Origin of the sequence: Bacillus sp. FSL R5-0422 (assembly GCF_038610765.1) — a bacterium.
GTDB lineage: Bacteria > Bacillota > Bacilli > Bacillales > Bacillaceae > Bacillus > Bacillus pumilus_O.
This window is the reverse complement of the sequence record NZ_CP152014.1, coordinates 3121895-3147146: the sequence shown is the minus strand read 5'-3', so window position 1 is coordinate 3147146 and position 25252 is coordinate 3121895. Positions and strand designations below refer to the sequence as shown.

Below are 25252 nucleotides of genomic sequence, written 5' to 3'. Positions count from 1 at the left end.
GGAGATAAATGATTAATGATTGAAGAAGCCGTTCAGAAGAAAAGTATCGTTGAGTGTTTAAAGAACCACGATCAAAAAATAGAAATTTTGTTGAGGATAGATGATGATAGGCCATTAGAAGGTCGATTATTTTATTTACTCATGAGAGAAAGGGTCTCAAAGCAGGAAGTATACCTTCCTCTTAAACATCTAGTGGAAAATCAATTTCAAATAGAGCTTCATGAAGATTCTTTCTCGAATAAAATGGAACAAGGGCAAACGTACAACTTATATGTGACGGATTTTTCTGAGATGCTGACTGATAGTAGTGAGAATGAAGATGAAACCGAAGACTCTTCATATGATTCTGAGGGTGATGACGAAGAGGTTGAATTGGAGGAGGAAGAAGACCAATTCACAAGTGAAAACAATCAGTATTATAAGTGTCGTCTAAGGCTAGATGTGGAGATGCCTGAACTCTGTTTCATAGAAAATAAAAGTGCAATGCTCCTTGCTGTACCATATCGTACGGATAAAGGTAATGCTTCTATTAAGATCAAGAGAGAAATGAAGGTCAAGAAAACGAATCAGATATCACTTAATGAGACCAATCTCCTTACTATAAGTGGATATTGTGGTGTCATAAGTGCTGAGCACTCTTATCGAATCAAAAACATTCAAATTCTGTTTAAAAGGGGCGAAGTGGAGCATCGGTTCCCCGTAAACTATCAGCGAAAAAGTGATGTGGATGGTTATAGAACGGATGGGGAGATCCCGGAAATATATCCATTCAACGTTGAAGTTCCTTTAGGAGGATTAACTTATTCTACAGATAAGAGATATATCTATAGAATGTATTTAGAATTTATATGTGAAGTTAATGGAGCAGAAGAGACTTTAACAACACCATCTCTTGTGTTTGGAGATCGATCTATTCAACTAAAGGGACTCGTCCAAATACAAAAGCAGAATAATGTCCCAATTCGATATGAGGTGTATCGAAAGAAAAAGAGACGACAAACGCTAGGCATTCGAATCAATGATTATACAATGAAGACTCGTGTGAAGTACTACGTCAAAAGCAAGTGGAAGAAGTTCAAAAAGCAAATCGGTAAAATAAAGAAAGTCCGTAACCGTCTTGTGACAAGTACCTTCAAAACGACCTTTCAGCTTGCGAGCAAGCTGTCTGTGAAAAAGAAAACTGTTGTTTTTGAAAGTTTTAATGGAAAACAATTTAGTTGTAACCCGCGTGGGATCTATGAGTATATGAAAGAAAATCATCCAGAATATACGTTGATCTGGAGCGTGAAAAAAGGGCATGAAGCACCGTTTAAGGAAAAGGGCATCTACTATATCAATCGTCTGTCATTGAAATGGATTTTTGCAATGGCAAGAGCCGAATATTGGGTCGTCAACAGCCGTTTACCTCTATGGGTTCCAAAACCAGAGCATACAACATACTTGCAGACATGGCACGGTACACCGTTAAAACGACTGGCGATGGATATGGACGAGGTGCATATGCCTGGAACAAACACGAAGAAATACAAAAAGAATTTCACGAAAGAAGCATCGAATTGGGACTACCTCATATCTCCCAACGCTTACTCGACTGAAATCTTTACACGTGCCTTCCAATTTCAAAAGACCATGATTGAGTCAGGATATCCGAGAAATGACTTCCTTCATAATCAAAACAATGAAGAAACGATGAGAGCACTCAAACAAAAGATGAACCTGCCACTTGATAAAAAATTGATCTTATATGCTCCGACATGGAGAGACGATCAATTTTATAAAAAAGGGCAGTACAAATTTGATTTAGATCTTGATTTGCATGAGATGAGAGCTGCACTTGGAGATGAATATATCATTATTCTGCGCATGCACTATTTAGTTGCTGAAAACTTTGATTTAGGACCATATGAAGGCTTTGCCTATGACTTCTCTCATTACGAAGACATTAGAGACCTTTATATGATTTCTGATCTGCTCATCACAGATTACTCATCTGTGTTCTTTGATTATGCAAACCTCAAACGTCCGATGCTATTCTATGTGCCAGACATCGAAACATATCGTGACAAGCTGAGAGGCTTCTACTTCGACTTTGAACAAGAAGCACCTGGACCTCTTGTGAAAGAAACAGCCAGCGTCATTGACTGGGTAAGAGAAACAGAACAGCCGATCTTTACTTTGCCAGCTTCATTCGCACCGTTTTATGAGAAATTCTGTTACTTAGAGAGCGGGGAGTCTTCGAAGCGGGTTGTTGAAGAGGTGTTTGAAGAGTAAATAATGATAAGCACTATTAAGGGTTAATGAATCAAAACGTAAACCACCTTGATAGTGCTTTTTTGGTTTGATTATTTAAAATTGTAATTTATCCTCCAAGATAATGTTAACTTTGTATTGGGTATATGTTATTATAAAGCTTATATTCAAGTGAAAAGAAGCTATTTTACTAGAACTTTTGACATTCATAAGTAATTTTTATAGGAGGATTATCTTGAAAGGAATAATTTTAGCAGGTGGTACAGGCTCAAGGCTATACCCTATTACAAAGGGTATTTCTAAACAGCTAGTTCCAATATACGACAAACCAATGATTTATTATCCATTATCTGTTCTTATGCTTAGTGGAATTAAAGAAGTTCTTATCATCACTACTCCAAGTGATTTAGAACAATTTAAACGTCTTTTGGGAACTGGAGAAAACTTGGGGATACACTTGAGTTATAAGGTGCAAAGCGAGCCTAAAGGTCTTGCAGATGCATTCATCATTGGAGAAGAATTTATTGGTGAAGATAGTGTATGCCTAGTGCTAGGAGACAATATATTTTATGGTCAAGGGTTGACTGAAATATTAAACAAAGCAGTGAACTTAAGGACAGGTGCGCTTATTTTTGGATACTATGTTAAAAATCCAGAAGATTATGGAGTCGTACATTTTGACAATGGCGGTAATGTTTTAGGTATAGAAGAAAAACCTAAACAACCTAAATCTAACTATGCTGTACCAGGTCTCTACTTTTATGACAATAAAGTGATTGATATAGCAAAAAGTGTGAAGCCTTCTGCAAGAGGTGAGATTGAAATCAGCTCTATTAATGAGTGTTATTTACAACAAGGCAAACTAAAGGTTGAGATTATGGGTCGAGGAATGGCTTGGCTTGATACTGGTACACATAAAAGTTTACTCGAAGCAAGTAATTATATTGAAGCAGTTCAAAATAGACAAGGTCTCTATGTTGCATCATTGGAGGAAATTGCTTACCGCAAAGGGTATATAAACGAAGAACAACTTTATCGCTTAGCATTACCTTTATCAAAAACTGAATATGGAAGTTATTTATTAGATTTAGCTGAGAATAAAGAAGTCATTATTAAATAAGAGTATGAAGGAGAGTATGATGAAAACTTACCTCGTTACAGGTGGAGCAGGCTTTATAGGATCTAACTTCATTGCATTTTTGTTAGATACATATAAAGATATTAAAATTATCAACTTAGATAAATTAACGTATGCAGGAAATCTTGAGAACTTAATAAACTATGATGGTTTTGAAAATTACAAGTTCATTAAAGGTGATATTAATGACTCGGTTTTATTGAATGAAATTTTTGAAAATAATGAAATTGACTATGTAGTGAATTTTGCAGCCGAATCTCATGTGGATAGAAGTATTGAAAACCCTAGCATTTTTGTTGAAACTAATGTACTTGGTACACTTAATTTGTTGAACACAGCTAAAAAGTTTTGGCAAAAAGCTGAAGATATATATATAGAAGGAAAAAAGTTTATTCAGATTTCTACAGATGAAGTGTATGGTTCATTAAGTAATGAAGGCTATTTTACAGAAGAGACACCTTTAGATCCACATAGTCCATATTCAGCTAGTAAAGCCTCAGCAGATTTATTGGTTCAGTCATTTTTTGATACGTATAAATTTCCAGTAAACATTACAAGATGTTCTAACAATTATGGGCCATTTCAATTTCCAGAAAAATTAATACCACTTGTTATACATCAATGTATTGAAAAAAAACAAATTCCGATTTATGGTGACGGATTGAATGTAAGAGATTGGCTCTTTGTAGAAGATCATTGCAGTGCAGTAGACTTAGTTATAAAGAACGGTCAGCTTGGCGAAGTGTATAATATTGGTGGACACAATGAAAAAACAAATATTGGTCTTGTGAATAAAATTATAGGTTATTTAAATGAAGAGGTAGATGAAAACATAAACAAAGAATTGATCACCTTTGTGAAAGATCGAAAAGGTCATGATAGACGTTATGCTATTGATCCAACGAAGATTGAAAAAGAGCTTCAATGGAAACCGAAGTATCATTTCGAAACTGGAATTATAAAAACGATTGATTGGTATTTAGATAACTCTGAATGGCTTAATAATATTTTAGATGATGAATATAAAAAATACTATCAAAAAAATTATGGGAAATTAAATTAATATATCATTTAGCAGCCCTATTCAGCAGTTTGGATGGGGAATTTTACTTTTTTAATGATGGGAAATGCAAATGAGATGGGGTTATGATGATTAAATATGGATATTAAAAAACTATTTAAAAGAATATTTAAATCAACTATAGATAAACATAAAGTAGAAATTCAAATAAAAGAAAATACTCTCTTTTTTTCTGTTAATAATTTAGGATTTTTTCCTGCTGACAAGTATATTATCCTGAAAAATAGAGATACTGGTAGATTTTTGAAAAGTAAAATTAAAAATAGAATAGCTATTTTTAATCTGAAGGATATAGCTGAATTTGGTGCACATGATACTTTTGATGTATATATTAGTCTTAGAATACACAGTAAATATATAAGGAAAAGAACCCCTTTTAGTATGGGTAATCAAGGTCTTAAAACATATTCGGAAGATTTGAATTTAAAAGCTAAAAGTTTTAAGACAAAAAATGGTTATTTATCTTTCGATTTCAAAAAGAATAGTTTTTCACAGAATATAAACACTTTAAAAAGTGTCGGTTCAAATTTCTATATCGAAGGTGAAGTAACTCAATTTTCAAATGATTATCAAGTAAATCAATTAGAACTAATAGCTGTAAGAAGAGATAATAAAAAATCATTCGGTTACTCAATTAATTTTTCACATGAAGGGAATAAGTATAATTTTAAACAAATTATTATGATAGATAAATTAAAACAAGATTTAGACCTCAATAGTAGGTGGGATTTGTTTTTACAAATCAGAGATAATAATCGGAGAATTTGTTATAAAGAGCTAATAGATATGACAGGCTATACTGATTTTTCAAAAGAAGAAGATAGATATTTATTAGAAAATGACTTCAAAGATAAGTATAAACTCATTGTTTATGTAACTATGGGAAAGGAAAGTTTGGCATTTTGGTTTACCGATAATGAGCAATATTTGAAAACTTACAATATCGCTAGAGGAAAAACGGTTTTTAATAATGTTTGTGAGCAACAGCCATTGAATCAAAAAATGGTATTCTTTGAGAGCTTTTTAGGGAAGAGTTATTCAGGAAATCCCAAATATATTTATGAATACTTGATAGAAAATGGATATGATAAAGAGTATCAGTTTGTGTGGTCCTATCAAGGAGAATCTGAGATACCAGGAAATCCTATTATAGTAAATAGAGAAGAAGAAGATTATTATAGGTATCTGGCTCTCTCTAAGTACTGGGTTAGTAACATTATTTTTCCTGTCCATCGAAAGAGGGAAGGTAATGTGTATATCCAGACATGGCATGGAACACCCTTAAAACGATTGGGATACGATATAGAAGTAGATGGGCCAGAAAAAATGGCTAGAGAAAATTTTTATTTAGAATCTCGTAATTGGGACTACTTATTAGCAGCAAACGAATACTCTAAAGATATCTTCCAGCGGGCTTTTAAATTCGAGAAAGAAATACTATTAAATGGTTATCCATCTAATGATATTTTTTATAAGAATAATAAGCAAGAAAGAATTGAATCGATCAAAACAAGATTAAACATCCCAAAAAATAAACAAGTAATATTGTATGCACCAACATGGAGAGACAATGAATTGAGCGGATCTTGGAATCATTCTTTTGAATTGAAATTCGATTTAGAACAGTTCCAAAGAGAATTTGGTGATGATTATATACTAATCTTACGTATGCATCATTTAATCTCTGATAATTTAGTTCTTAGTTCAAGTAAACATTCATCAATTTTTGATTTATCTAAATATGATGATATTCAAGAGTTGTATTTAATTTCGGATATTTTGATTACTGATTATTCTTCTGTATTTTTTGAATATGCAAATAGTAAAAAGCCAATTTTGTTCTATGCATATGATTATCAACTTTATAAAGAAGAAATTAGAGGTTTTTACTTAGATATGTACAAGGAATTACCTGGTCCTGTGTTAGAGGATCAGCAACAGTTGTTCGATGCTATAAGAAATATTCATCACATTAAAGACGAATACAGCGAAAAATATAATGAATTTTACCAAAAATACTGCGATCTTGAAAAGGGGGATTCAGCCAAATTAGTTAGCGAAACTGTGTTTGGAAATCAATAATTGGAGGTAACAATGAAAAATGTATTAGTGTTCCCATGTGGTTCAGAGATTGGTTTAGAAATTCACAATTCACTTAAGTTTTCTAAGGATTTTGAGCTGATAGGTGCTTCCAGTGTCTCTGACCATGGTAAATATGTATATAAAAATTATATAGAGAATGTCCCGGAAATACATGATGAAGACTTTATTGACAAATTGAATCATTTAATAGATGAAAATAAAATTGATTTTATTATACCAGCTCATGATAGTGTTGTGTTGAAATTAGCACAAAATCAAAAACGCATAAATGCAATAGTTGTAACATCTGATCAATTGACATGTGAGGTTGCTAGATCTAAAAAGAAAACATATGAATTTTTTAAAAAGCAGCCTTTTGTACCAAAAATGTACAAAACAATAGAGGAAGTTGAATTTTTCCCTGTCTTTTTAAAGCCTGATGTTGGACAAGGATCAAAAGGAATAGCTCTTGCAAGAGATAAAAAAGAGTTAGAATTCTATAAAAATAACAATTCTGATTTATTAATACTAGAATATCTTCCAGGTAAAGAATACACGATAGATTGCTTTACGAATAAAAATGGAGAACTTAAATACGCTGGCAGACGAGAAAGAAAACGAATTAAGAGTGGTATAAGCGTGAATTCCGCTACGTTGCAAATGGATGAGCAGACAAAACAAATTGCTGATGAGATTAACAAACATCTTCAATTTAGAGGAGCGTGGTTTTTTCAAATTAAAGAAGATGTAAACGGAGATTACAAATTGTTAGAAGTGGCTCCACGTATTGCAGGAACCATGGCTCTATATCGTAATAAAGGTGTTAATTTCCCATTACTTAGTTTATATGACCGGATGGATTTTAATATAAAAATAGAAGATAACGGTGTGAATCTCGAGGTAGATCGAGCACTAATCAACCGTTTTACTATTGCTTACTCTTATCAAAGAGTATATGTAGATTTTGATGATACGATAACGTATAAAGACAAAGTTAATCCACTTTTAATGTTATTTTTATATCAATGCTTCAATAGTAATAAAGAAATTATTTTAATTACAAAGCATATTCATAATATCAAAGAAACTCTAGAAAAACTTCGAATTAATGCGAACCTTTTTAATCGTATCATTCATTTAGAAAAAGAAGATATAAAATCAAAATATATAGATAACCAAACACCGTCTATATTTATTGATGATTCTTTTAGTGAAAGAGATCAAATTAAAGCTGCTGGCATTCCAGTATTTGATGTAGATTCAATAGAATCTTTAATTGATTGGAGAAGTTAGATGGGAGAACAACTTAAATTTCCAAAACCAATACATGTTACAAAACCAAAGCTTCCTAAATTTGAGGAGTATACTGATAAAATAAAAGATATTTGGGAGAATAACTGGTTAACAAATGACGGTCCTTTACATGAAGAATTTAAAACTAATCTTAAAGGTTACTTAGGAGCTTCAGAAGTTGAACTATTCACTAATGGTCATTTAGCTTTAGAACTAGCCCTGAAAACATTAGAAGTAAAAGGGGAAATTATTACTACTCCTTTTACTTTTGCTTCTACGATTCACGCAATAAAAAATACTGGTTTCCGACCAGTTTTTTGTGATATTGAATCAAATACATTTAACATTGATGTTAAACAAATTGAACAGCTCATTACAGAAAAAACAAGAGCAATTGTTGCGGTACATGTGTTTGGGAATCCTTGTGATGTAGTTGAATTAGATAGAATCTCAAGAGATTATGGGATACCTCTTATTTATGATGCTGCACATGCATTCGGAGTAAAGGTGGATGGAAACTATATTGGAGAATATGGTGATGTTTCTATGTTTAGTATGCATGCCACAAAAGTTTTCCATTCTATAGAAGGTGGAGTACTGTGTTATAAACGAAAAGACTTAACTAAACTACTCAAAGCTTTAAAGAATTTTGGTATTACTTCTAGTGAAACAGTTGATTACATTGGGATTAATGCAAAAATGAATGAATTTCAAGCTGCTATGGGTTTGGTTAATCTTAAAGAAATTGATCAAGATATCTTAAAGAGAAAAGAAGTTTATCATCTTTATGAAAAACATCTTTCTGAAATACCAGGAATTAACTTAGTTCGAATTAATAGAAATGTCCAGCATAACTATTCTTATTTTCCAATTTTATTAGAAAATTTAAATATGAGAGACTACTTAAATGAAGTATTAAAAGAATACAACTTATTTACTAGAAAATATTTCTATCCACTATGTAATGATTTTGGATGTTACTCATTTAATTCAAATGAAACACCAGTAGCAGTATATGTGAGTGATCGTATTTTGGCATTGCCAATGTATTCTGAATTAACCTCTGATGAAGTAAAGCAAATTTGTACCATTATTAAAATTGTTTTAGAGGATTATCATGTTCAAGACAATAATAGAATGACGAATCAAGTGGGTGAGCTATCGAATGAGCCAGTATAAACTAAGTGTAGTAGTGTTGGTTTATAATACAGAAAACTATTTGAAGGAGTGTCTTGACTCACTAGTCAATCAATCGATGCCTGACTTGCAGATTATCGCAGTGAATGATGAAAGTCCCGATAATAGTGGGGAAATTTTAAATGAATATGAAAAGAAATACCCTAATATAACGGTAATTCATCAAAAAAATAGTGGTGGAGCCAATGCAGGAAATCATGGATTAAAATATGCAACTGGGGAATTCATAACTTTGATGGATTCAGACGATATATTGCCACTAGATGCGTATGAAAAGTTATATTTAGAAGCCAAAAGAAGTGAAGCAGATATTGTAATAGGCAGGCCTAATATATTAATAAATGGTGTTCAAAAAGAAATTATCTATAAAAAAGAGAGAGAAGTATGGCAATCAAACAGATTAATTGAACATGTGAAGGATTACCCTGACATTTTTTATGATGGTTTCTATTGGAATAAAATTTTCCGTAGAGATTTGATCTTTGAACACCAATGTTTTATGCCCCCAGGTATGCTATATGCTGATCGGCCGATGGTTCATAAGGCATTCCTATATGCAAATAAGATAGCTATTATCACAGATGTTGTGTATCTTTGGAGAAAAAGAGGAGAAGAAGCAACTCAGAAATCAATAACCCAACTAAACGGAGATTTGCGTAATTTCCAAGATCGAATAGAATCTCTTGCATATCAAATAAACTATTTTGAAGCTTATGGAGATAAGGAGCTTGAAAATGAGTTTTTAAAAAGAAATATTGAACGATTATTCTTTCCTATTAAAAATATCGTATTAGACAAAAAATTTAGACATGTTTTTTATAAAGAAATTAAACCTATTTTACAAAAAGTTGACCATATTTTTAATAATGATTTGGGGATTACAAGTAACCTTTATATTTACTTTATTTTGAATGATTTGCATGAAGAATTGATTTATTATTTGGCTGGAAATCCAAAAGGAAACGTAATAAAAGATAATGGGAAATTCTACTGGTCTCTTCCCTTTTTTAGAAATAAAACACTTAACATACCAGATGAATTATTTGAGATAAAAGTGTTAAAAGAAGAATTTATAAAAATAAACAAAATAGGCATTGAAGATGGAAAGGTCATATTCAAAGGTATAGATATTCCAAAGTCATTCGATGGCGCAAGTGTTTATATTTCATTTGAATCTAGGCATAAATTAACCGAAAAGACTGTAATTAGTGCGTTTTTAGATCATACAGGTAAATTAAACGCAGCACTTTCATTGAAAGATTTTAATCAAGTTGCAACTTACGATATTTACATTATTGTAAAAATAGATAATAAGGAAGATAAATTCAGAATCTCTAACAAAATGTCTAGTAACAAACTCAATAACCTTAAAGATTCAAATTTCAACCTATTTTACACAAGTAACGGAAAGTTATCTATTGAGAATATTGATCTGAAGATAGAACAGTTGATTTTAAATGAAGTTGGTATTTTTATATTAACAGAACAGCCAATCATAGAATCAGATGCATTTTATTTGAAGAATCGAATAACACAAGAAAAGATCTTCATGGAAAGGGTCTCAAGCACGGAGTTCAAGATTAAGTGGGAACATTTTTTTGAAGGTTTTAAAATATATGATTTATTTTATTGTTCTCAGGAGCGTCATTTTAGAATGAGAAAAAGTTTATTCACAGAAAAATTAAATCAAATGTATAGATTAGAGACTTTTCAGATAGAGTTTTACGAAACGGATAAAGGAAATATTTCTTTAAAAAGTTCGACTTTCTTAACTCGTTTATTGTCAAAGCTCAAGAGATGAATCTAGCTAGGGGGCAGTAACTGCCTCCTTTTTTAATTTCTTGACTATACCCATTTTGGCGACAAGTGAAATATTCCTCAACATCTGTTACAATTATGAGCGGTGCTTTTAAAAAAAGTAATTCCAAAAACTTATATCTAAGGAAGATTCGAATGAACGCAATGTTGACGATACTAAAGGAGCAAATTAGCTCATTTCCGCTGATTATGCGGCTTGCTGTTTATGAAACTAAATCAAAATATCAGATGAATTATTTAGGTGTTTTATGGCAGTTTTTAAATCCATTGATTCAAATGTTGGCTTACTGGTTTGTTTTTGGTCTGGGAATTCGCGGAGGACAGCCCATTGTTATTGGGGGAATGGAAGTTCCATTTATCATTTGGATGCTTGCGGGATTAATCCCTTGGTTCTTCATTAGTCCAACGATTCTTGATGGGTCAAACAGTGTGTTTAAACGCATTAATATGGTATCGAAAATGAATTTTCCGATTAGTGCGCTGCCGTCTGTAGTGATTATGTCCAACTTGTTCAGCTACTTTGTTATGATGGGTGTCTATCTGATTGTGCTGGTTTCCTATGGCATATACCCTGATGCGCACTGGCTGCAATATATATACTATTTTATTTGTATGATCGCGTTTATGTTTTCGTTTAGCTTGTTTAATTCCACGATTAGCGTACTCGTGAGGGACTATCAATTTCTTTTACAATCCGTGACACGTTTGCTTTTCTTTTTGCTGCCGATTTTTTGGAATATCTCAGAGAAGCTCACTGGAGACAAAGCATGGATCGGGGATATACTAAAATTGAATCCTCTTTTCTACATTATTGATGGTTTTAGAAATAGCTTGTTAAAGGGAGAATGGTTCTTCCATGATGTGAAATATACGCTTTATTTTTGGCTGATCACGCTACTTCTTTTAACAGTCGGTTCATTGCTTCATATGAAATTTAGGGATAAATTTGTCGATTTTCTTTAAAAAGTAAGGAGATTATACGATGAAACTAAAGGTTTCGTTTCGAAACGTATCCAAGCAATATGTCTTATATAAAAAGCAGTCGGACAAGATCAAAGGACTGTTTTTACCCAATAAAAATGAAAAAGGTTTCTTTGCTGTTCGTGATGTATCCTTTGATGTATATGAAGGTGAGACAATTGGTTTTGTAGGGATCAACGGATCTGGAAAATCGACAATGTCAAACCTTCTAGCAAAAATTATTCCACCCACAAGTGGTGAAATTGATATGGATGGCCAGCCTTCGTTAATTGCCATTGCGGCAGGGCTGAACAATCAGTTGAGCGGGAAAGACAACATTCGTCTTAAGTGCTTGATGATGGGGCTAACGAATAAAGAGATAGATGAGCTTTATGAAAAAATCGTAGAGTTTGCGGATATCGGTGATTTTATTGATCAACCCGTGAAGAGCTATTCAAGCGGGATGAAATCACGTCTTGGCTTCGCCATTTCAGCGCATATCGATCCAGATATCTTGATTATTGATGAAGCGTTGTCTGTTGGTGACCAAACCTTCTATCAAAAATGCGTGGATCGTATCACAGAATTCAAAGAACAAGGGAAGACAATCTTTTTTGTCAGCCATTCCATTAGTCAAATTCAAAAAATCTGTGATCGAGTCGCTTGGATGCATTATGGTGAGCTTCGTATGTTTGATGATACGAAGAAAGTTGTAAAAGAGTATAAGGAGTTTGTTGACTGGTTTAACAAGCTTTCCAAAAAAGAGAAACAAAAATACCAAATGGAACACAAAGAAGGTAGAAAAGGCGTACAAAAGATGGAAAAAGTGACTCGTTATAAAGAAAGTGGGAAACGACGTTCATTTTTTGGGCCAGCCTTTCAAGTGACGATAATAGCTGTTTTAACCATTTTACTTGCCTTATCGATGCTTTCAGATCGGCCGCTTCGTACACTGGCCACGTTTGGTGCAATTCCGTCTAATAAGACAGAAGCACCTCAATCAAAGAACCCGCTAACGAAGGGGGCTCCTGATATGAAAAAGGTGGATCAACAGACGATTGTTACAGCAGATCCACTTACGGTGTACAAAGATCAAGCTATGAAAAAGAAGGCAGATGTCACTTTGCCATTTGGTCAAGAGGTACAAGCAGTCGCTGAAAATAAACAAACCGTTCAAATCAAAACAGCATCAGAGACGTATTTTGTCAAACCTGATGGGCTTCAACATGCTGAGGAATTAAAGGCTTTATCCATTGGACCTGGACAGTTCAACTCGTATGTATCGCCCGCATCTGCTGGCTCGTATGAGTATTTACTTTCTTTCCTTGGAAAAGAAGAATCTGTGTTGAAGCAAAAAATGCAAACGCTGAGCTCGATCAAAAGTGAACAAGGTGCTACTATTGAGCGGCTGACCACTGAGAAAACCGATTATGTGATTGAAAATGGACAGGCGAATACGTTGGTATTCCGTGAGGTCATGCCGATCTCGCCATCTACACTTGGTCTCACAGAACAGAACGTTTGGTTGAATGAGAAACAAACGAAATTCGCAGTGAAGGGCGAAAAGAACTTGTTTATCATTGATAATGAACAGCATACATTGACGATCTCAGTGATCAAATAAAAAGCTGCCGATTTCGGCAGCTTTTTTAATTCACTTCTTCTTTTTCGAGAAGCTGTTTCATAAATGGAATGAGTTTCTTTTTCAGATCCTCATCTTGAAGGGCAAATTCAAGAGTTGTCTCGATGAAGCCTTGCTTCTCACCGACATCGTATCGTTTTCCTTCAAAATCATAGGCGAATACTCGCTGGATGTCATTCAGCTTCTGGATGGCATCTGTCAGCTGAATTTCCCCACCTGCACCAATCTCTTGCTGTTCGAGGTACATGAAGATCTCTGGCGTGAAAATGTAGCGTCCTAAAATGGCTAGATTCGATGGTGCTGTTCCTTGCGGCGGCTTTTCAACAAAGTTTTTCACTTGGTAACGGCGTCCTTCTTGTGTAAGAGGATCGATAATCCCGTAGCGATGCGTATCGTGGTCTGCTACTTGCTGAACACCAATGACAGATGATAGAGTTTTTTCGTATTCATCCATCAGCTGGCGGAGCCCAGGTGTTTCGGCTTGAACAATGTCATCACCTAATAAAACAGCAAAAGGCTCATCACCGATAAAGTTTCGTGCACACCAAACAGCATGACCAAGACCTTTTGGTTCTTTTTGACGAATGTAGTGGATATCAGCAATGTTAGAAGATTTCCTTACTTTTTCTAACAGCTCCTTTTTCCCTTTTTCCTCTAGGTTACGCTCAAGTTCTGGAGCAAAATCAAAATGATCTTCAATTGCTCTTTTTCCTTTTCCAGTGACGATAATAATGTCTTCGATTCCTGATTCAACAGCTTCTTCAATAATATATTGAATGGTTGGTTTATCAACAATTGGGAGCATCTCTTTAGGCATGGCTTTTGTTGCAGGGAGGAAACGTGTCCCGAGACCTGCAGCTGGTATAATGGCTTTCCGTACTTTTTTCAATGTATTTTGCACCGTCCTTAAATACTGATGTGAAAATTAAGAGAATACCACTAAATTCTACCTTACTTTTAAAAGTAAGCAAATAATTTTATGATGTTTAAAGTAATTTTAATAGAAAAAAGTAAATATAAACAGTCAGTTCTGTGAAAATTTTATTAATTTTAGAATGGTTAGTTTATCATTCGAAGAGATCTTTAGTACAATAAAAACAATATGTATTGATGAAAAGAGGCATAAAAGTGAAAAAACTAAATGTAATGACTATTTTCGGTACTAGACCTGAAGCGATCAAAATGGCACCACTTGTCCTTGAATTAAATAAACATCCACAGATAAATTCGATTGTTACTGTGACAGCCCAGCACAGAGAAATGCTTGATCAAGTTCTTGAGGCTTTTTCAATTACGCCAGATCATGATTTAAACATCATGAAACAGCGCCAGACATTATCTGAAATTACATCAAATGCACTGTTAAAGCTAGATCAATTATTCCAAGAAGAAAAACCTGATATTGTCCTTGTCCATGGGGATACAACAACGACCTTTGCAGGAAGCTTAGCAGCATTTTATCACCAAATTTCGGTCGGTCACGTCGAAGCAGGATTGAGAACACACAATAAATATTCGCCGTTCCCAGAGGAATTGAATCGTCAAATGACCGGAAGCATTGCTGATATTCATTTTGCACCTACACATGAAGCAAAGCAGAATCTTCTAACAGAAAATAAAAAAGAAGAAACGATATTTGTGACTGGTAATACAGCGATTGACGCCCTGCAAACAACAGTTACTGAGCATTATCAGCACCCTATTTTAGAGAAAATAGGCACGGATAAAATGATCTTGTTAACGGCCCATCGCAGAGAGAATCTTGGCCAGCCAATGAAAAACATGTTTAGAGCCATTAGACGTGTTGTAGAAGAGTTTGAAGATGTTCAGGTTGTTTATCCTGTTCATTTAAACCCTGCCGTACGTGATGCGGCTCAGACAGAATTTAGCGGTCTAGACCGTGTACACTTAATTGAACCGCTTGAAGTCGTTGATTTCCATAACTTTGCTGCCGCTTCACACTTTATTTTAACGGATTCTGGCGGTGTACAAGAAGAGGCACCTTCTCTAGGGAAGCCAGTATTAGTGCTCCGTGATACAACAGAACGTCCAGAAGGCGTGAAAGCTGGCACACTTAAGCTTGCAGGTACGGATGAAGAGACCATTTACAAAATGGCAAAAGAGCTGCTAGTAGATCAGAAGGAATATGACAGCATGTCGAAGGCGTCTAATCCTTATGGTGACGGACAAGCATCGAAACGAATTGTCCAAGAACTTCTTCATCGATTTGGATTAAGTGAAGAAAAACCTGTCCCATTCAAATCATAAAAAAGAAGACTACAGTCATGTAGTCTTCTTAGATTGTTGACAAAAGGGGCTAAAATGATCTTGATTTTAGCCCTTTGTCTTCTTTTTTACTGCTCCAAACTGTCCTTCAATTCCTTCTTCACTTTAGCCAGACTGCTATCATCAAGCTGATAATAATAGATATTATTGATGCGTGCTCCCGTTCCTTTCAGCTCGTGCTGCTCCACATGCTGTCTTGCGTCACGGTAGTCATTCATCATCGTCCACATATCATCAAATGACATGTTGGTCTTCATATTGTTTTCCACGACTTTGAACATATCGCCGAACTTTGTAATAGATGAGATGTTTGCCCCTTTAGCGATGATGCCTTCAATGACTTGGCGCTGCCTTTGCTGACGTCCGAAGTCACCCTTTGGATCTTGCTTTCTCATTCTTGTGTAGGCAAGGGCTTGATCGCCATTTAAATTAATTTCTCCTGTGCCAAATGAGTGGCCATCATAGCTGAAAGCAAATGTGCTGTTCACTGTAATGCCGCCAAGTGTATCGACAATATCCTTAAAGCTTTCCATATTGACTTTCACGAAGTAGTCAACAGGTACATCTAGCAATTCCTCTACAGTATCAGCTGCCATTTGTGTGCCGCCGAATGCATAGGAGTGGTTGATTTTATCCATTGTGCCTTTTCCGACAATTTTCGTATACGTATCACGTGGGATACTCACCATCTCAGTCGTTTTGGTTTTTGGGTTAACGGTCATGTATATTAATGTATCCGCACGGCCTCGGTCATTTTTTCTTTCATCAACGCCCATGACTAAAATAGAAATCGGGTCTTTCTTATTTAAATCGACATCTTTGTCACGCTTATCTGACTTCTTCAAATTCTCCTGAATGCCTGCCACGGTTGATGCTGCTGTATTCCAAAGATGATATGCATATCCGCCAGTTGCTAATACGAATAAGCCAATAATCGATAAAACAATCCAAAGAACCTTTTTCTTCTTTCGTTTTCTTTCAGCTCTCATAATGTCCCTCACCTTTTCTATGATTCTTCCATGATTATAGGTTTACGAATCTTGATAAACAAGTTATTTTTTTACTCTGAACCTAGATATAGACGTTGTAACAAAAAAAAGGTTTCAAAAAACCTTAAATTTACCTTAAAATATTAAGTTATAAGACGATACAAAGACATGAGGTGAAAAAAATGAAGAAAATCGTCGTTTTACCGTTCTTAATACTACTACTTGGTATCGTGCTCACTGCATGTGGAACGGCTGAGCAGTCCTCGGGAGAAAACAAGACAAGCAGTTCAACTCCTCAGGTGCTGGAAGAAAAAGCTGAATTTATTGGTATGGCTGATGCACATACAGTCGAAGTGAAAAAAGTGAATACGACCTTAAACTATGAATTTACGGATAATTTTAAAGATGTGTTAAATGAATTCAATCCAGGAGATAAAGTAGAAATCTCTTACTTTATTAATGACAGTGGTCAAAAGGAAATTCAAGAAATCAAAAAAGTACAATAGAGAGTCGGTGGGATCATCAAATTGAAAAAATTAAGTCTAACATTTACAACGTTCATCTTACTTTTGCTTGTATTTATGCCAAATGATGCTGCAGCGGCAAGCTCAATTTCTGTTAAATTATCAAACTATGTTGGGAATAAAAACAACTTTAACATATCATCATCCGGCTTATACAAAGTAACTGGTACAAATGTATCTTCCGTCGCTCGATATGATGGTAAGAATCGTTATGAGGTAGCCAATAGTATCGCTTCAGCAGGTTGGAAAAATCCATCTACCATTGTCATTGTAAATCGTGACGCATTTGCAGATGCTATTTCCGCTACACCATTAGCTTATAAACTGAATGCACCTATTTTATATACGAATGCTGAAAAATTAACAAAGACCACTGAAAAGCAAATTAAAAAAATGAATCCTGATAATATTCTCATTATCGGTGGAACAACAAGTGTTTCTTCAGCAACTGAGAAAGCATTAAAGAAATACGGAAAGATCAAAAGAATCAGTGGTAAATCACGTTATGCTGTTTCACAAAACATTGCAAAAGAGATGGGGAACTATAGTGAAGCTATAGTGGCAACAGGAAGCATTTTTACTGACAGTGCTTCAGTAACTCCATATGCTGCAAGAAACGGCTACCCTATTCTGTTAACGAAGAAAGACAGTTTACCCACTTACAAACTCCCGAAAAAAGTTGTGATTATTGGTGGAGAAAAGAGTGTTAGCAAAAAAGTTGAATCTCAAATTAAAAAAACGTCCACTGTGAAAAGAATAGGTGGAGCTAATAGATATGAGGTCTCTGCAAATATTGTAACTGGGTTAAACATGAATGCTAATAAGCTATATTTAGCAAACGGTTCTATTTTCACAGATGCAATTACATTTTCACTTTTAGCAGCCAAGAATAACAGCCCTATGGTACTTGTGAAAGAAAATAGTCTAACATCACCTGTGACATCAATTGTCAAAAAACAGGGGACGTACTCTTTCCAATTGTCTGGTGGAGTAAAATCCATTTCAGCAAGTCTACAATCTAAATTATCAAAAGAATTTTATTTGAAGAATAATAAGGATTATCAATTGAATGTTTCTAACGGAAAAATTTCAATCAAAGGCATTAAGACATTTGGATCTTCAGTAAGAGTTGTTCCAGAGAAATATTCAACTACAAATGTCATTCGAGTTGCTGGGAAAGCATACTTGGGGAACATGAATTTTGCTGTAGAATCAGGCTATATTCGACCAACAAATGAAAACATCCCTTTTGAAGATTATCTTAAAGGGGTTGTGCCGAATGAAATGCCAGCAAGCTGGCATGTTGAGGCATTGAAAGCACAGGCTGTTGCAGCACGTACATATTCTGTAAGCAGTATAGGGAAAGTTGTGCCAGATACAACAGCGTTCCAAGTATATGGCGGTTATAACTGGTCTACAAACTCTACAAAAGCTGTAGATGCTACAAAAGGCAAGGTGCTAAAATATAATAATCAATTGATTTCTGCAACCTATTATTCTAGTAACGGAGGCTACACAGAGGCTAGTGAAGAAGTGTGGTCAAGTGCATTTCCTTATCTGGTCGCTAAAGCAGATTCAAAAGATCCAGTAAATGCTTGGACACTGAAACTATCAAAAACACAATTGAGTACATCGCTCAGCACGTCATCACCAGCATCTTGGTGGAGTAAGACAACAGAAACAAATGCAAGTCAGTTACAAGGTCTGAAGAGCTGGATTCTAAAAAATAAAGAAACGTCAGCTTCAGACATCAAGATCGCTAAAATTTCCAACGTCACCTTTTCTGGGACAACAAAAGGAAAGAGAGCAAAAACAGCATCTCTGCAAGTCAGCTATCACTTAAAAAATAAAACAGGAACCTATAGTATGGGTAAATCAGCGACATTTAGCTTTAAAATGACTGAATTTAGATCAATACTTGGTGCCACTAATTTAAAAAGCACATACGCTTCAGTCAAGAACAACACCAATGATTTCACTATCACAGGAAAAGGATATGGACATGGAGTTGGAATGAGTCAATATGGAGCGAAAATGAGAGCTGAGTCAGGAAGCTCATACTCAAGTATTTTGTCATTCTATTACCCTGGTGCAAAATTAACAACGAATTAAAACATCAAAGGAGGTTATAAATGTGCGCTCTATCTTAAAAGTTGTATTTTTAAGTGTAGTAACCATGTGTTTGTTTCTTCCATCTGCACTTGCTGACAATTCAGTCACAAGAATTGATGGGAAAAACCGTTATGCTGTTGCGGTGAATGCGGCGAAAAAAAGTTGGACAACATCAAGTACAGTTGTTCTTGTAGGGAAAGATGCATATGCGGATGCATTAAGTGCAGTTCCTTTTGCATATCAAAAAAATGCACCTGTTCTTTTTACAAACAGTACTAGTTTATCTACAGATACGAAAAAAGGCCTTCAAAGTCTAAAAACAAAGAATGTGATTATTCTTGGTGGCACAAAAAGTGTCTCTGGAAAGGTAACAACTCAGCTTAAATCGATGGGGATTTCTGTGAAACGTATTAGTGGTAAGAACCGCTATGACTTAGCAGCAAATATCGCAAAACAAATGAAAAGCTCTAGTACGGCTGTTGTAGCCAATGGCTTTGCTTATGCAGATGCCGTTGCCATTGCACCTTATGCTGCAAAACAAGGCTATCCAATCTTATTAACAAATGATAAAGGTTTACGTTCGGAAACTTCAGCGGTCATGAAAAGCCGAGGAGTTAGAAATACCATTGTCATTGGTGGGGAGTCTAGCGTAAATAAATCAGCTTATGCTCAGTTGCCTTCACCTGGAAGAATTGGTGGAGCAAATCGTTATGAAGTCGCAGCAAATATTGTGAAGAAATACAATATGAGTACGAGCACTACGTATATTAGTAATGGTTTTGCCTATGCGGATGCCGCTTCAGGAGCTAGTATTGCTGCTAAGCAAGGTAAAGCTTTTATTTTCACAAATGAAAAAACATTACCAAAAGCAACTAGACAAATAATTGGTTCGAAGAAGATCACTTCATTTAGTATTCTAGGTGGTACATCCACTGTGACGAATACTGTGGTTTCCCAATTGAAAAACCCTGTCGTCGGGAAAAAAGTATTCATTGATCCAGGTCATGGCGCACATGATTCAGGAGCAGTAGGCTACGGGTTATATGAAAAGAACTTGAATTTAGATGTAGCGAAACGTTTAAATACGAAATTAAACAATGCTGGTGCACTTACAACGATGTCGAGAACATCAGATACATTTGATAGTCTCCAAAAACGAGTGAGCAAAGGTGCGTCGGCAAATGCAGATATCTTCATCAGTGTCCATGCGAACTCAAATGATAACAGCAGTGCAAACGGAACAGAAACGTATTATGATAAAACATATGCGTCTGCAAACAGCTTGAAGCTTGCGCAAAACATTCAGCCGAAAATGGTCAGTGCACTTGGTACAAGAGACCGTGGTGTGAAAACAGCTGGATTCTACGTGATTAAATATTCTAAAATGCCGAGTGTTCTTTTAGAAACTGGTTTTGTGTCAAGTCCAGTCGATTCAAATATCTTGAAATCAGCTACGTATAAAGATCGTTTAGCGTCAGGCATTTCAAGCGGTGTGTCAGGTTACTTTAGATAAGAAAATACAAAGATGAGGGGTGCCTCAGATACTCCTCTTAGGCTGCTCGAGAACGTCTCTCGGCAGCCTTTTTTCAAAAGTCTATGAAGTAATCGAGTCGCCGATGATGTGTCAAGTTAAAAATACATTTCATTTCTAGTTATCTTTGTTATAATTGAAATATAAAAGGTGATGGTTTACGCATGAATCTTCAAGCGACAGCCAATCGACAAATCATGAAGAGGTGACAATTTTGAAAAAATTAATCACAATGCCGTTTCTAGTATTGCTTCTAGGTGTCTTACTCACAGCGTGCGGCACAACAAATCAATCAAACGACAACAATAAGGATGACAGCAAAAAGGAAACAACCGAAGCAGCTGATCAAAAGAAAGAAAATGCTTCAGAAGAAAAGGAAAAAACAGAAGATCAATCATCAAATGAAAAAGCAGATGATCAAAGCAAAGAAACAGTTGCTCAAAAAGAAGAGCAATCTGGTCAATCTGATGAAGACGCAAAAGACAGCTCAAGTAAAGAAATCACAAAAGAAGAACCAGCTAAAGAACAATCAAAAGCTGAATCTAAAACAAAGAAAGAATCAACAACAAATAAGACAAATGAAGTCACCAAAGAAGGCACATATGTCGGCTTGGCTGATGGACATACCATTGCTGTGAACATTGATGGCAAAGAAGTCGCTATTCAATTCGGAAATACGTTTTCTAAACAAGTGAACAGCTTAAAAGAAGAATCCAAAGTGAAAGTCACTTATACAAAAGATGCAAACGGAACCCTTCGATTAAAAACCATCGAAACTGTTAAAGCAAAATAAAGAAAAGACCCGGCGACCCGCAGAATTGCGGGTCTTTTTTACGTTGAAAAGGGCATAACTTGATATAAGTGCACATTCTTAACACAGTTTTACAATACTTAACAGCGCATTTACATTTGCTTAATGTTGCTCTGCTAAACTGACTTTCATAGAACATCTCTTTACACAACAACTACTTTGAATGGTGAGGTGCAGGTCAGTGAGTGCAGAGAAAGCGATGAATCTTTATAGAGAATATGAAGTGAGACGAAACCACTCTTTTGCCTTAACAGAACATATGGTTCGTTATTTATTTGCAAAACGTTTCATAGATTTAATGTTCTCGTTCATCGGATTGATGTTGAGTACGCCCATCATTTTGCTGTTTGCTCTTTTGATTAAGTTGGAAACACCGGGACCAGCCTTTTATATGCAGGAGAGGGTCGGGAAAGATGGTGTTTACTTTAAATTATGGAAGCTCAGATCGATGAGAATCGATGCTGAAAGCGGAGGAGCGAAATGGGCACAAAAAAATGATCCACGTATCACCAAAGTGGGAGCCTTCATTCGTAAAACAAGAATCGATGAACTTCCGCAATTTATCAATGTGTTAAAAGGGGAAATGAGTATCGTAGGTCCGCGGCCAGAAAGACCGATGTTTACCGCAGAATTTAACCGGACGATTCCAGGTTTTACGAAAAGATTAACGGTCAAGCCGGGACTGACAGGTCTTGCTCAAGTAAATGGAGGATATGAAATGAGTCCAAGTGAAAAATTAACACATGACTTACAGTATATTCAAAACTTGACATTTTCTCTCGACACGAAGATTATGGTAAAAACGTTAAAAGTCATCATGACGGGTGACGGAGCCAGATAAGTAAAGTAGGGAAGAGAAATGGCAAGTATGAAAAAACGAATGCTAGGCGGGGCGAAATGGACAAGCTTGTCCGCATTCATCATTACGATCATCCAAATCGCACAGTTCGCCTTTTTAGGGAATGTGATGTCACTGAAAGAGTTTGGACTCGTTGGCATGATCACAACTGTCACAATATTTACGCAGATTTTACTTGATCTAGGGATCGGGGCAGCGATCATCCAAAAAGAACAAACAACAGAACGGCAATTATCTACATTATATTGGATCAATTTACTCACTGGAGTTGTCTTATTCTGTTTACTCATTCTAGTTAGCCCAATGATTGCCGCCTTTTATAACCGATCAGAGCTGGAGGGGTTGCTGAAACTATTATCGATCATGTTTCTGATTGCTCCTATTGGCCAGCAATACCAATACATGATGCAAAAGGACCTAGCTTTTAAAACACTAAGTGCCATTGAAGCCGTTGCGACCATGATATCGCTGATTGTTTTACTCGCATTGGCCTTCTTCATCAATCCGATTGTAGCCTATGTCATTTCTCAAGTGCTGCTGCAATCAGGAAAAGGGCTTATGTATGCCGCCGCTTATTGGAAGAAGTGGCGCCCAGCACCTGTTTTTGCATTAGGAGAAGTGAAAGAATTTTTCTCATTCGGTGCATTCCAGCTCGCATCCAGACTGGTCAATCGAGCAGGATCGAATATAGACATGATTTTAATCGGCCGGTTTCTTGGAGCAGAAGCGTTAGGTATTTATAGCTTGGCGTATCAAATTGTGACGATCCCCGTGCTGAAGATCAATCCGATTGTGACGAGAGTGGCTTTCCCTGTTTTTGCAAAAAGCCAGCGTGATCACTCCATGCTGCGAGAGGGCTTCCTCAGTATGACGAATATGCTCGCATTGATTAGCTTTCCGCTGTTAATCGGTCTTGTTGCCGTATCAGATAGCTTTATAGAAGTAGTGTTTGGAGAGAAATGGCTCGTAGCTGTTCCGGTTCTTAATATATTGTGCATTGTCGGCCTTCTGCGTGTGCTGATGAATCCAAACGGCTCCATACTCCTTGCAAAGGGGAGAGCGGACTTAGCCTTTTATTGGGATATGGGAATGCTTCTTGTGTATGGAACCGCCTTATATATAGGTGTCAGCACAGGCAGTCTGCTCACAGTAGCTTGGGTTTACTCAGGTGTCAGCCTGCTCAACTTCATTGTTGGCAGATGGCTCATGGCTTATGTCATTCAGCTAGATATGAAGGTGTATTTAAAATCACTTGGCAAACCTGCTGTTATGACGCTATTGATGGCCGCCTGTGCGGTAGCCCTGCATCAAGGGATGAAGCTGACATCAGCGGATATTTTACTTCAATTAGGACTGACGATTTGTGTCAGTGCTACATTGTACGGCTTGCTGCTCATCAAAATGTATCCGCAGGTGGCAGGCAAATTAATGAGAAGAGGTCGTTCGTCATGAAGGTGCTATGGCTGACAAGTGTATATCCTAGTGAAAAACATCCAAGTGAAGGCGTATTCCATGAAACGCAAGTGCAGGAGCTGCTCAAACAAGGAATACAAGTGACCGTCATCTGTCCCAACCCAGTTAATCCACCGATTTTGCGGATGCTGAAGGCATCCTATCGGCAGAAAAAGGATCTGCCCGAACAGGAAATGAGAAACGGAGTGACCGTATACAGGCCGCCCTATACAGCACTCCCCGGACAGCTGAAATGGGCACAGCCGAGTAAACGAATAGCGGCTTCTGTTCTCGGCGCTATGCAGCGTTATCAGCTGTCACCAGATTTTATCCATGCGCACTTTGCAATGCCATCTGGCGGAGCAGCGGCTGTGATTCAGCAAAAAACGAAAATTCCTTATCTTTTGACCTTACATGGCAGTGATGTGAACGTGTATCCGAGCTATAGCAAAGGGGCATATGCAGCCTTTGAAACGGCGGTGAAACAGGCATCGGCAGTTCTGACGGTGAGTGAGGAGCTTGCTAAAAAGACAAATGACATGACGAAAGTAGAAGCGCAATGCCTCCCGCTCGGTATTCCGCTCCAGTCATTTTCTAAAACGGAAGAAGATCAACAAGTCATCAGGAAAAAGTTAGGCTTACCCCATCACGACAAGCTCGTTGTCTTCGTCGGCCGATTAGTCAAAGAGAAGGGCTTGCTTGAATTAGCTGAAGCTATCAGTGGTATGGATGGTGTGAAAGCAGTTTTTGTTGGAAAAGGCCCCCTTGCAAAAGAGCTCACAGAACGGGCTGGAGCATCCATTATACTCCCAGGGCAGGTGCCGAATGATCAGGTGAAAGACTATTTAATGGCAGCCGATCTGTTTGCGCTCCCGTCCTATAGTGAAGGAATGCCAACCGTCGTTCTGGAGGCGCTCGCTTTAAAAGTACCTGTCATTGCGACAAGAGTCGGTGGTCTCCCAACCTTATTTTCTAGCTATCAACACCTGCTCGTTGAGCCGCATTCGGCAAATCAGTTAAAAGAGGCCATTCACGCCTACCTTTATGAAAACAGGTGGAATGAGCAAGTAAAATGCGATCTATATCAAATCGTTCATACAGAATATTCATCAGCGAATAATACGAAGCAGCTCATACAGCAATATGAAAAGGTACTTCATCAATCAAGATCCATCGTTTAAACAAGATGAAATGTGCAAAGAATGATAGATAGATAAACAGCTTGGA

Annotated in this window: 19 protein-coding genes; 17 read left to right on the top strand and 2 right to left on the bottom strand. The window is 36.3% G+C overall.

The genetic code is table 11. The annotated features are described in order from the left end of the window. Window positions 1-15 precede the first annotated feature (15 nt). From MKX52_RS16155 to tagH, 9 genes are all read left to right on the top strand, one after another. Window positions 16-2271, top strand: a complete 2256-nt coding sequence (locus MKX52_RS16155) for a CDP-glycerol glycerophosphotransferase family protein (RefSeq protein ID WP_342491029.1) — start codon at window positions 16-18, stop codon at window positions 2269-2271. Window positions 2272-2485: 214 nt separating this feature from the next. Then, a complete protein-coding gene (gene rfbA / locus MKX52_RS16150) occupies window positions 2486-3370 on the top strand; it encodes a glucose-1-phosphate thymidylyltransferase RfbA (protein ID WP_012011459.1) in 885 nt (294 codons plus the stop codon). Window positions 3371-3389: 19 nt separating this feature from the next. Beyond that, the gene (gene rfbB / locus MKX52_RS16145) at window positions 3390-4451 is read left to right on the top strand and encodes a dTDP-glucose 4,6-dehydratase (RefSeq protein WP_012011458.1); all 1062 of its coding nucleotides are present in this window, start codon (window positions 3390-3392) and stop codon (window positions 4449-4451) included. 96 nt (window positions 4452-4547) lie between these two features. Beyond that, on the top strand, window positions 4548-6551 hold the full coding sequence (locus MKX52_RS16140; protein WP_012011457.1) for a CDP-glycerol glycerophosphotransferase family protein: 2004 nt from the start codon (window positions 4548-4550) through the stop codon (window positions 6549-6551). 12 nt (window positions 6552-6563) lie between these two features. Then, the gene (locus MKX52_RS16135; RefSeq protein WP_012011456.1) at window positions 6564-7844 is read left to right on the top strand and encodes an ATP-grasp domain-containing protein; all 1281 of its coding nucleotides are present in this window, start codon (window positions 6564-6566) and stop codon (window positions 7842-7844) included. After that, window positions 7845-9023, top strand: coding sequence for a DegT/DnrJ/EryC1/StrS family aminotransferase (locus tag MKX52_RS16130; RefSeq protein ID WP_342491028.1), 1179 nt, complete (start codon window positions 7845-7847; stop codon window positions 9021-9023). Further along, window positions 9010-10842, top strand: coding sequence for a glycosyltransferase family 2 protein (locus MKX52_RS16125; RefSeq protein WP_088002284.1), 1833 nt, complete (start codon window positions 9010-9012; stop codon window positions 10840-10842). Before MKX52_RS16130 ends, MKX52_RS16125 begins: the two co-directional genes overlap by 14 nt. A gap of 152 nt (window positions 10843-10994) precedes the next feature. Continuing rightward, complete coding sequence (locus tag MKX52_RS16120; RefSeq protein ID WP_088002282.1) at window positions 10995-11822, top strand: ABC transporter permease; 828 nt, start codon at window positions 10995-10997, stop codon at window positions 11820-11822. 19 nt (window positions 11823-11841) lie between these two features. Next, window positions 11842-13443, top strand: a complete 1602-nt coding sequence (gene tagH / locus MKX52_RS16115) for a teichoic acids export ABC transporter ATP-binding subunit TagH (RefSeq protein ID WP_342491027.1) — start codon at window positions 11842-11844, stop codon at window positions 13441-13443. Between the two features lie 25 nt (window positions 13444-13468). On the opposite strand, the gene galU is transcribed toward tagH, so the two are convergent. After that, the gene (gene galU / locus MKX52_RS16110) at window positions 13469-14350 is read right to left on the bottom strand and encodes a UTP--glucose-1-phosphate uridylyltransferase GalU (RefSeq protein ID WP_012011451.1); all 882 of its coding nucleotides are present in this window, start codon (window positions 14348-14350) and stop codon (window positions 13469-13471) included. Between the two features lie 239 nt (window positions 14351-14589). Here galU and wecB point away from each other — a divergent pair, with 239 nt between their 5' ends. After that, a complete protein-coding gene (wecB, locus tag MKX52_RS16105; protein WP_088002280.1) occupies window positions 14590-15729 on the top strand; it encodes a UDP-N-acetylglucosamine 2-epimerase (non-hydrolyzing) in 1140 nt (379 codons plus the stop codon). An 86-nt stretch (window positions 15730-15815) separates the two neighbouring features. Here wecB and MKX52_RS16100 read toward each other — a convergent pair whose 3' ends face one another. Next, entirely contained in the window at window positions 15816-16736 is a 921-nt protein-coding gene (locus MKX52_RS16100; protein ID WP_342491026.1) for a LytR family transcriptional regulator, read from the bottom strand. Window positions 16737-16918: 182 nt separating this feature from the next. Between MKX52_RS16100 and MKX52_RS16095 the strand changes: the two genes are divergently transcribed. From MKX52_RS16095 to MKX52_RS16065, 7 genes are all read left to right on the top strand, one after another. After that, the gene (locus MKX52_RS16095) at window positions 16919-17242 is read left to right on the top strand and encodes a lipoprotein (protein ID WP_012011448.1); all 324 of its coding nucleotides are present in this window, start codon (window positions 16919-16921) and stop codon (window positions 17240-17242) included. A 75-nt stretch (window positions 17243-17317) separates the two neighbouring features. Then, complete coding sequence (locus tag MKX52_RS16090; RefSeq protein WP_342491900.1) at window positions 17318-19372, top strand: SpoIID/LytB domain-containing protein; 2055 nt, start codon at window positions 17318-17320, stop codon at window positions 19370-19372. A gap of 22 nt (window positions 19373-19394) precedes the next feature. Then, entirely contained in the window at window positions 19395-20885 is a 1491-nt protein-coding gene (locus MKX52_RS16085; protein WP_342491025.1) for an N-acetylmuramoyl-L-alanine amidase, read from the top strand. 232 nt (window positions 20886-21117) lie between these two features. After that, complete coding sequence (locus tag MKX52_RS16080; RefSeq protein WP_342491024.1) at window positions 21118-21696, top strand: hypothetical protein; 579 nt, start codon at window positions 21118-21120, stop codon at window positions 21694-21696. Window positions 21697-21895: 199 nt separating this feature from the next. Continuing rightward, window positions 21896-22555 (top strand): exopolysaccharide biosynthesis polyprenyl glycosylphosphotransferase, encoded by a 660-nt coding sequence (locus tag MKX52_RS16075; RefSeq protein WP_144468298.1) that lies wholly within the window; start codon window positions 21896-21898, stop codon window positions 22553-22555. Between the two features lie 18 nt (window positions 22556-22573). Then, the gene (locus MKX52_RS16070) at window positions 22574-24025 is read left to right on the top strand and encodes an MOP flippase family protein (protein WP_144468297.1); all 1452 of its coding nucleotides are present in this window, start codon (window positions 22574-22576) and stop codon (window positions 24023-24025) included. After that, window positions 24022-25206: a glycosyltransferase gene (locus MKX52_RS16065; protein WP_342491023.1), complete on the top strand. Its 1185-nt coding sequence runs from the start codon at window positions 24022-24024 to the stop codon at window positions 25204-25206. Before MKX52_RS16070 ends, MKX52_RS16065 begins: the two co-directional genes overlap by 4 nt. Window positions 25207-25252: the final 46 nt, after the last annotated feature.

Bases quoted from the DNA above. Each gene is read 5' to 3' on its own strand.
- MKX52_RS16100 (WP_342491026.1), bottom strand. From the start codon at position 16,736: ATGAGAGCTGAAAGAAAACGAAAGAAGAAAAAGGTTCTTTGGATTGTT.
- MKX52_RS16095 (WP_012011448.1), top strand. From the start codon at position 16,919: ATGAAGAAAATCGTCGTTTTACCGTTCTTAATACTACTACTTGGTATC.
- MKX52_RS16155 (WP_342491029.1), top strand. From the start codon at position 16: ATGATTGAAGAAGCCGTTCAGAAGAAAAGTATCGTTGAGTGTTTAAAG.
- rfbB (WP_012011458.1), top strand. From the start codon at position 3,390: ATGAAAACTTACCTCGTTACAGGTGGAGCAGGCTTTATAGGATCTAAC.
- tagH (WP_342491027.1), top strand. From the start codon at position 11,842: ATGAAACTAAAGGTTTCGTTTCGAAACGTATCCAAGCAATATGTCTTA.
- MKX52_RS16140 (WP_012011457.1), top strand. From the start codon at position 4,548: ATGGATATTAAAAAACTATTTAAAAGAATATTTAAATCAACTATAGAT.
- MKX52_RS16125 (WP_088002284.1), top strand. From the start codon at position 9,010: ATGAGCCAGTATAAACTAAGTGTAGTAGTGTTGGTTTATAATACAGAA.
- MKX52_RS16130 (WP_342491028.1), top strand. From the start codon at position 7,845: ATGGGAGAACAACTTAAATTTCCAAAACCAATACATGTTACAAAACCA.
- MKX52_RS16090 (WP_342491900.1), top strand. From the start codon at position 17,318: ATGCCAAATGATGCTGCAGCGGCAAGCTCAATTTCTGTTAAATTATCA.
- MKX52_RS16070 (WP_144468297.1), top strand. From the start codon at position 22,574: ATGGCAAGTATGAAAAAACGAATGCTAGGCGGGGCGAAATGGACAAGC.
- MKX52_RS16120 (WP_088002282.1), top strand. From the start codon at position 10,995: ATGAACGCAATGTTGACGATACTAAAGGAGCAAATTAGCTCATTTCCG.
- MKX52_RS16065 (WP_342491023.1), top strand. From the start codon at position 24,022: ATGAAGGTGCTATGGCTGACAAGTGTATATCCTAGTGAAAAACATCCA.
- MKX52_RS16135 (WP_012011456.1), top strand. From the start codon at position 6,564: ATGAAAAATGTATTAGTGTTCCCATGTGGTTCAGAGATTGGTTTAGAA.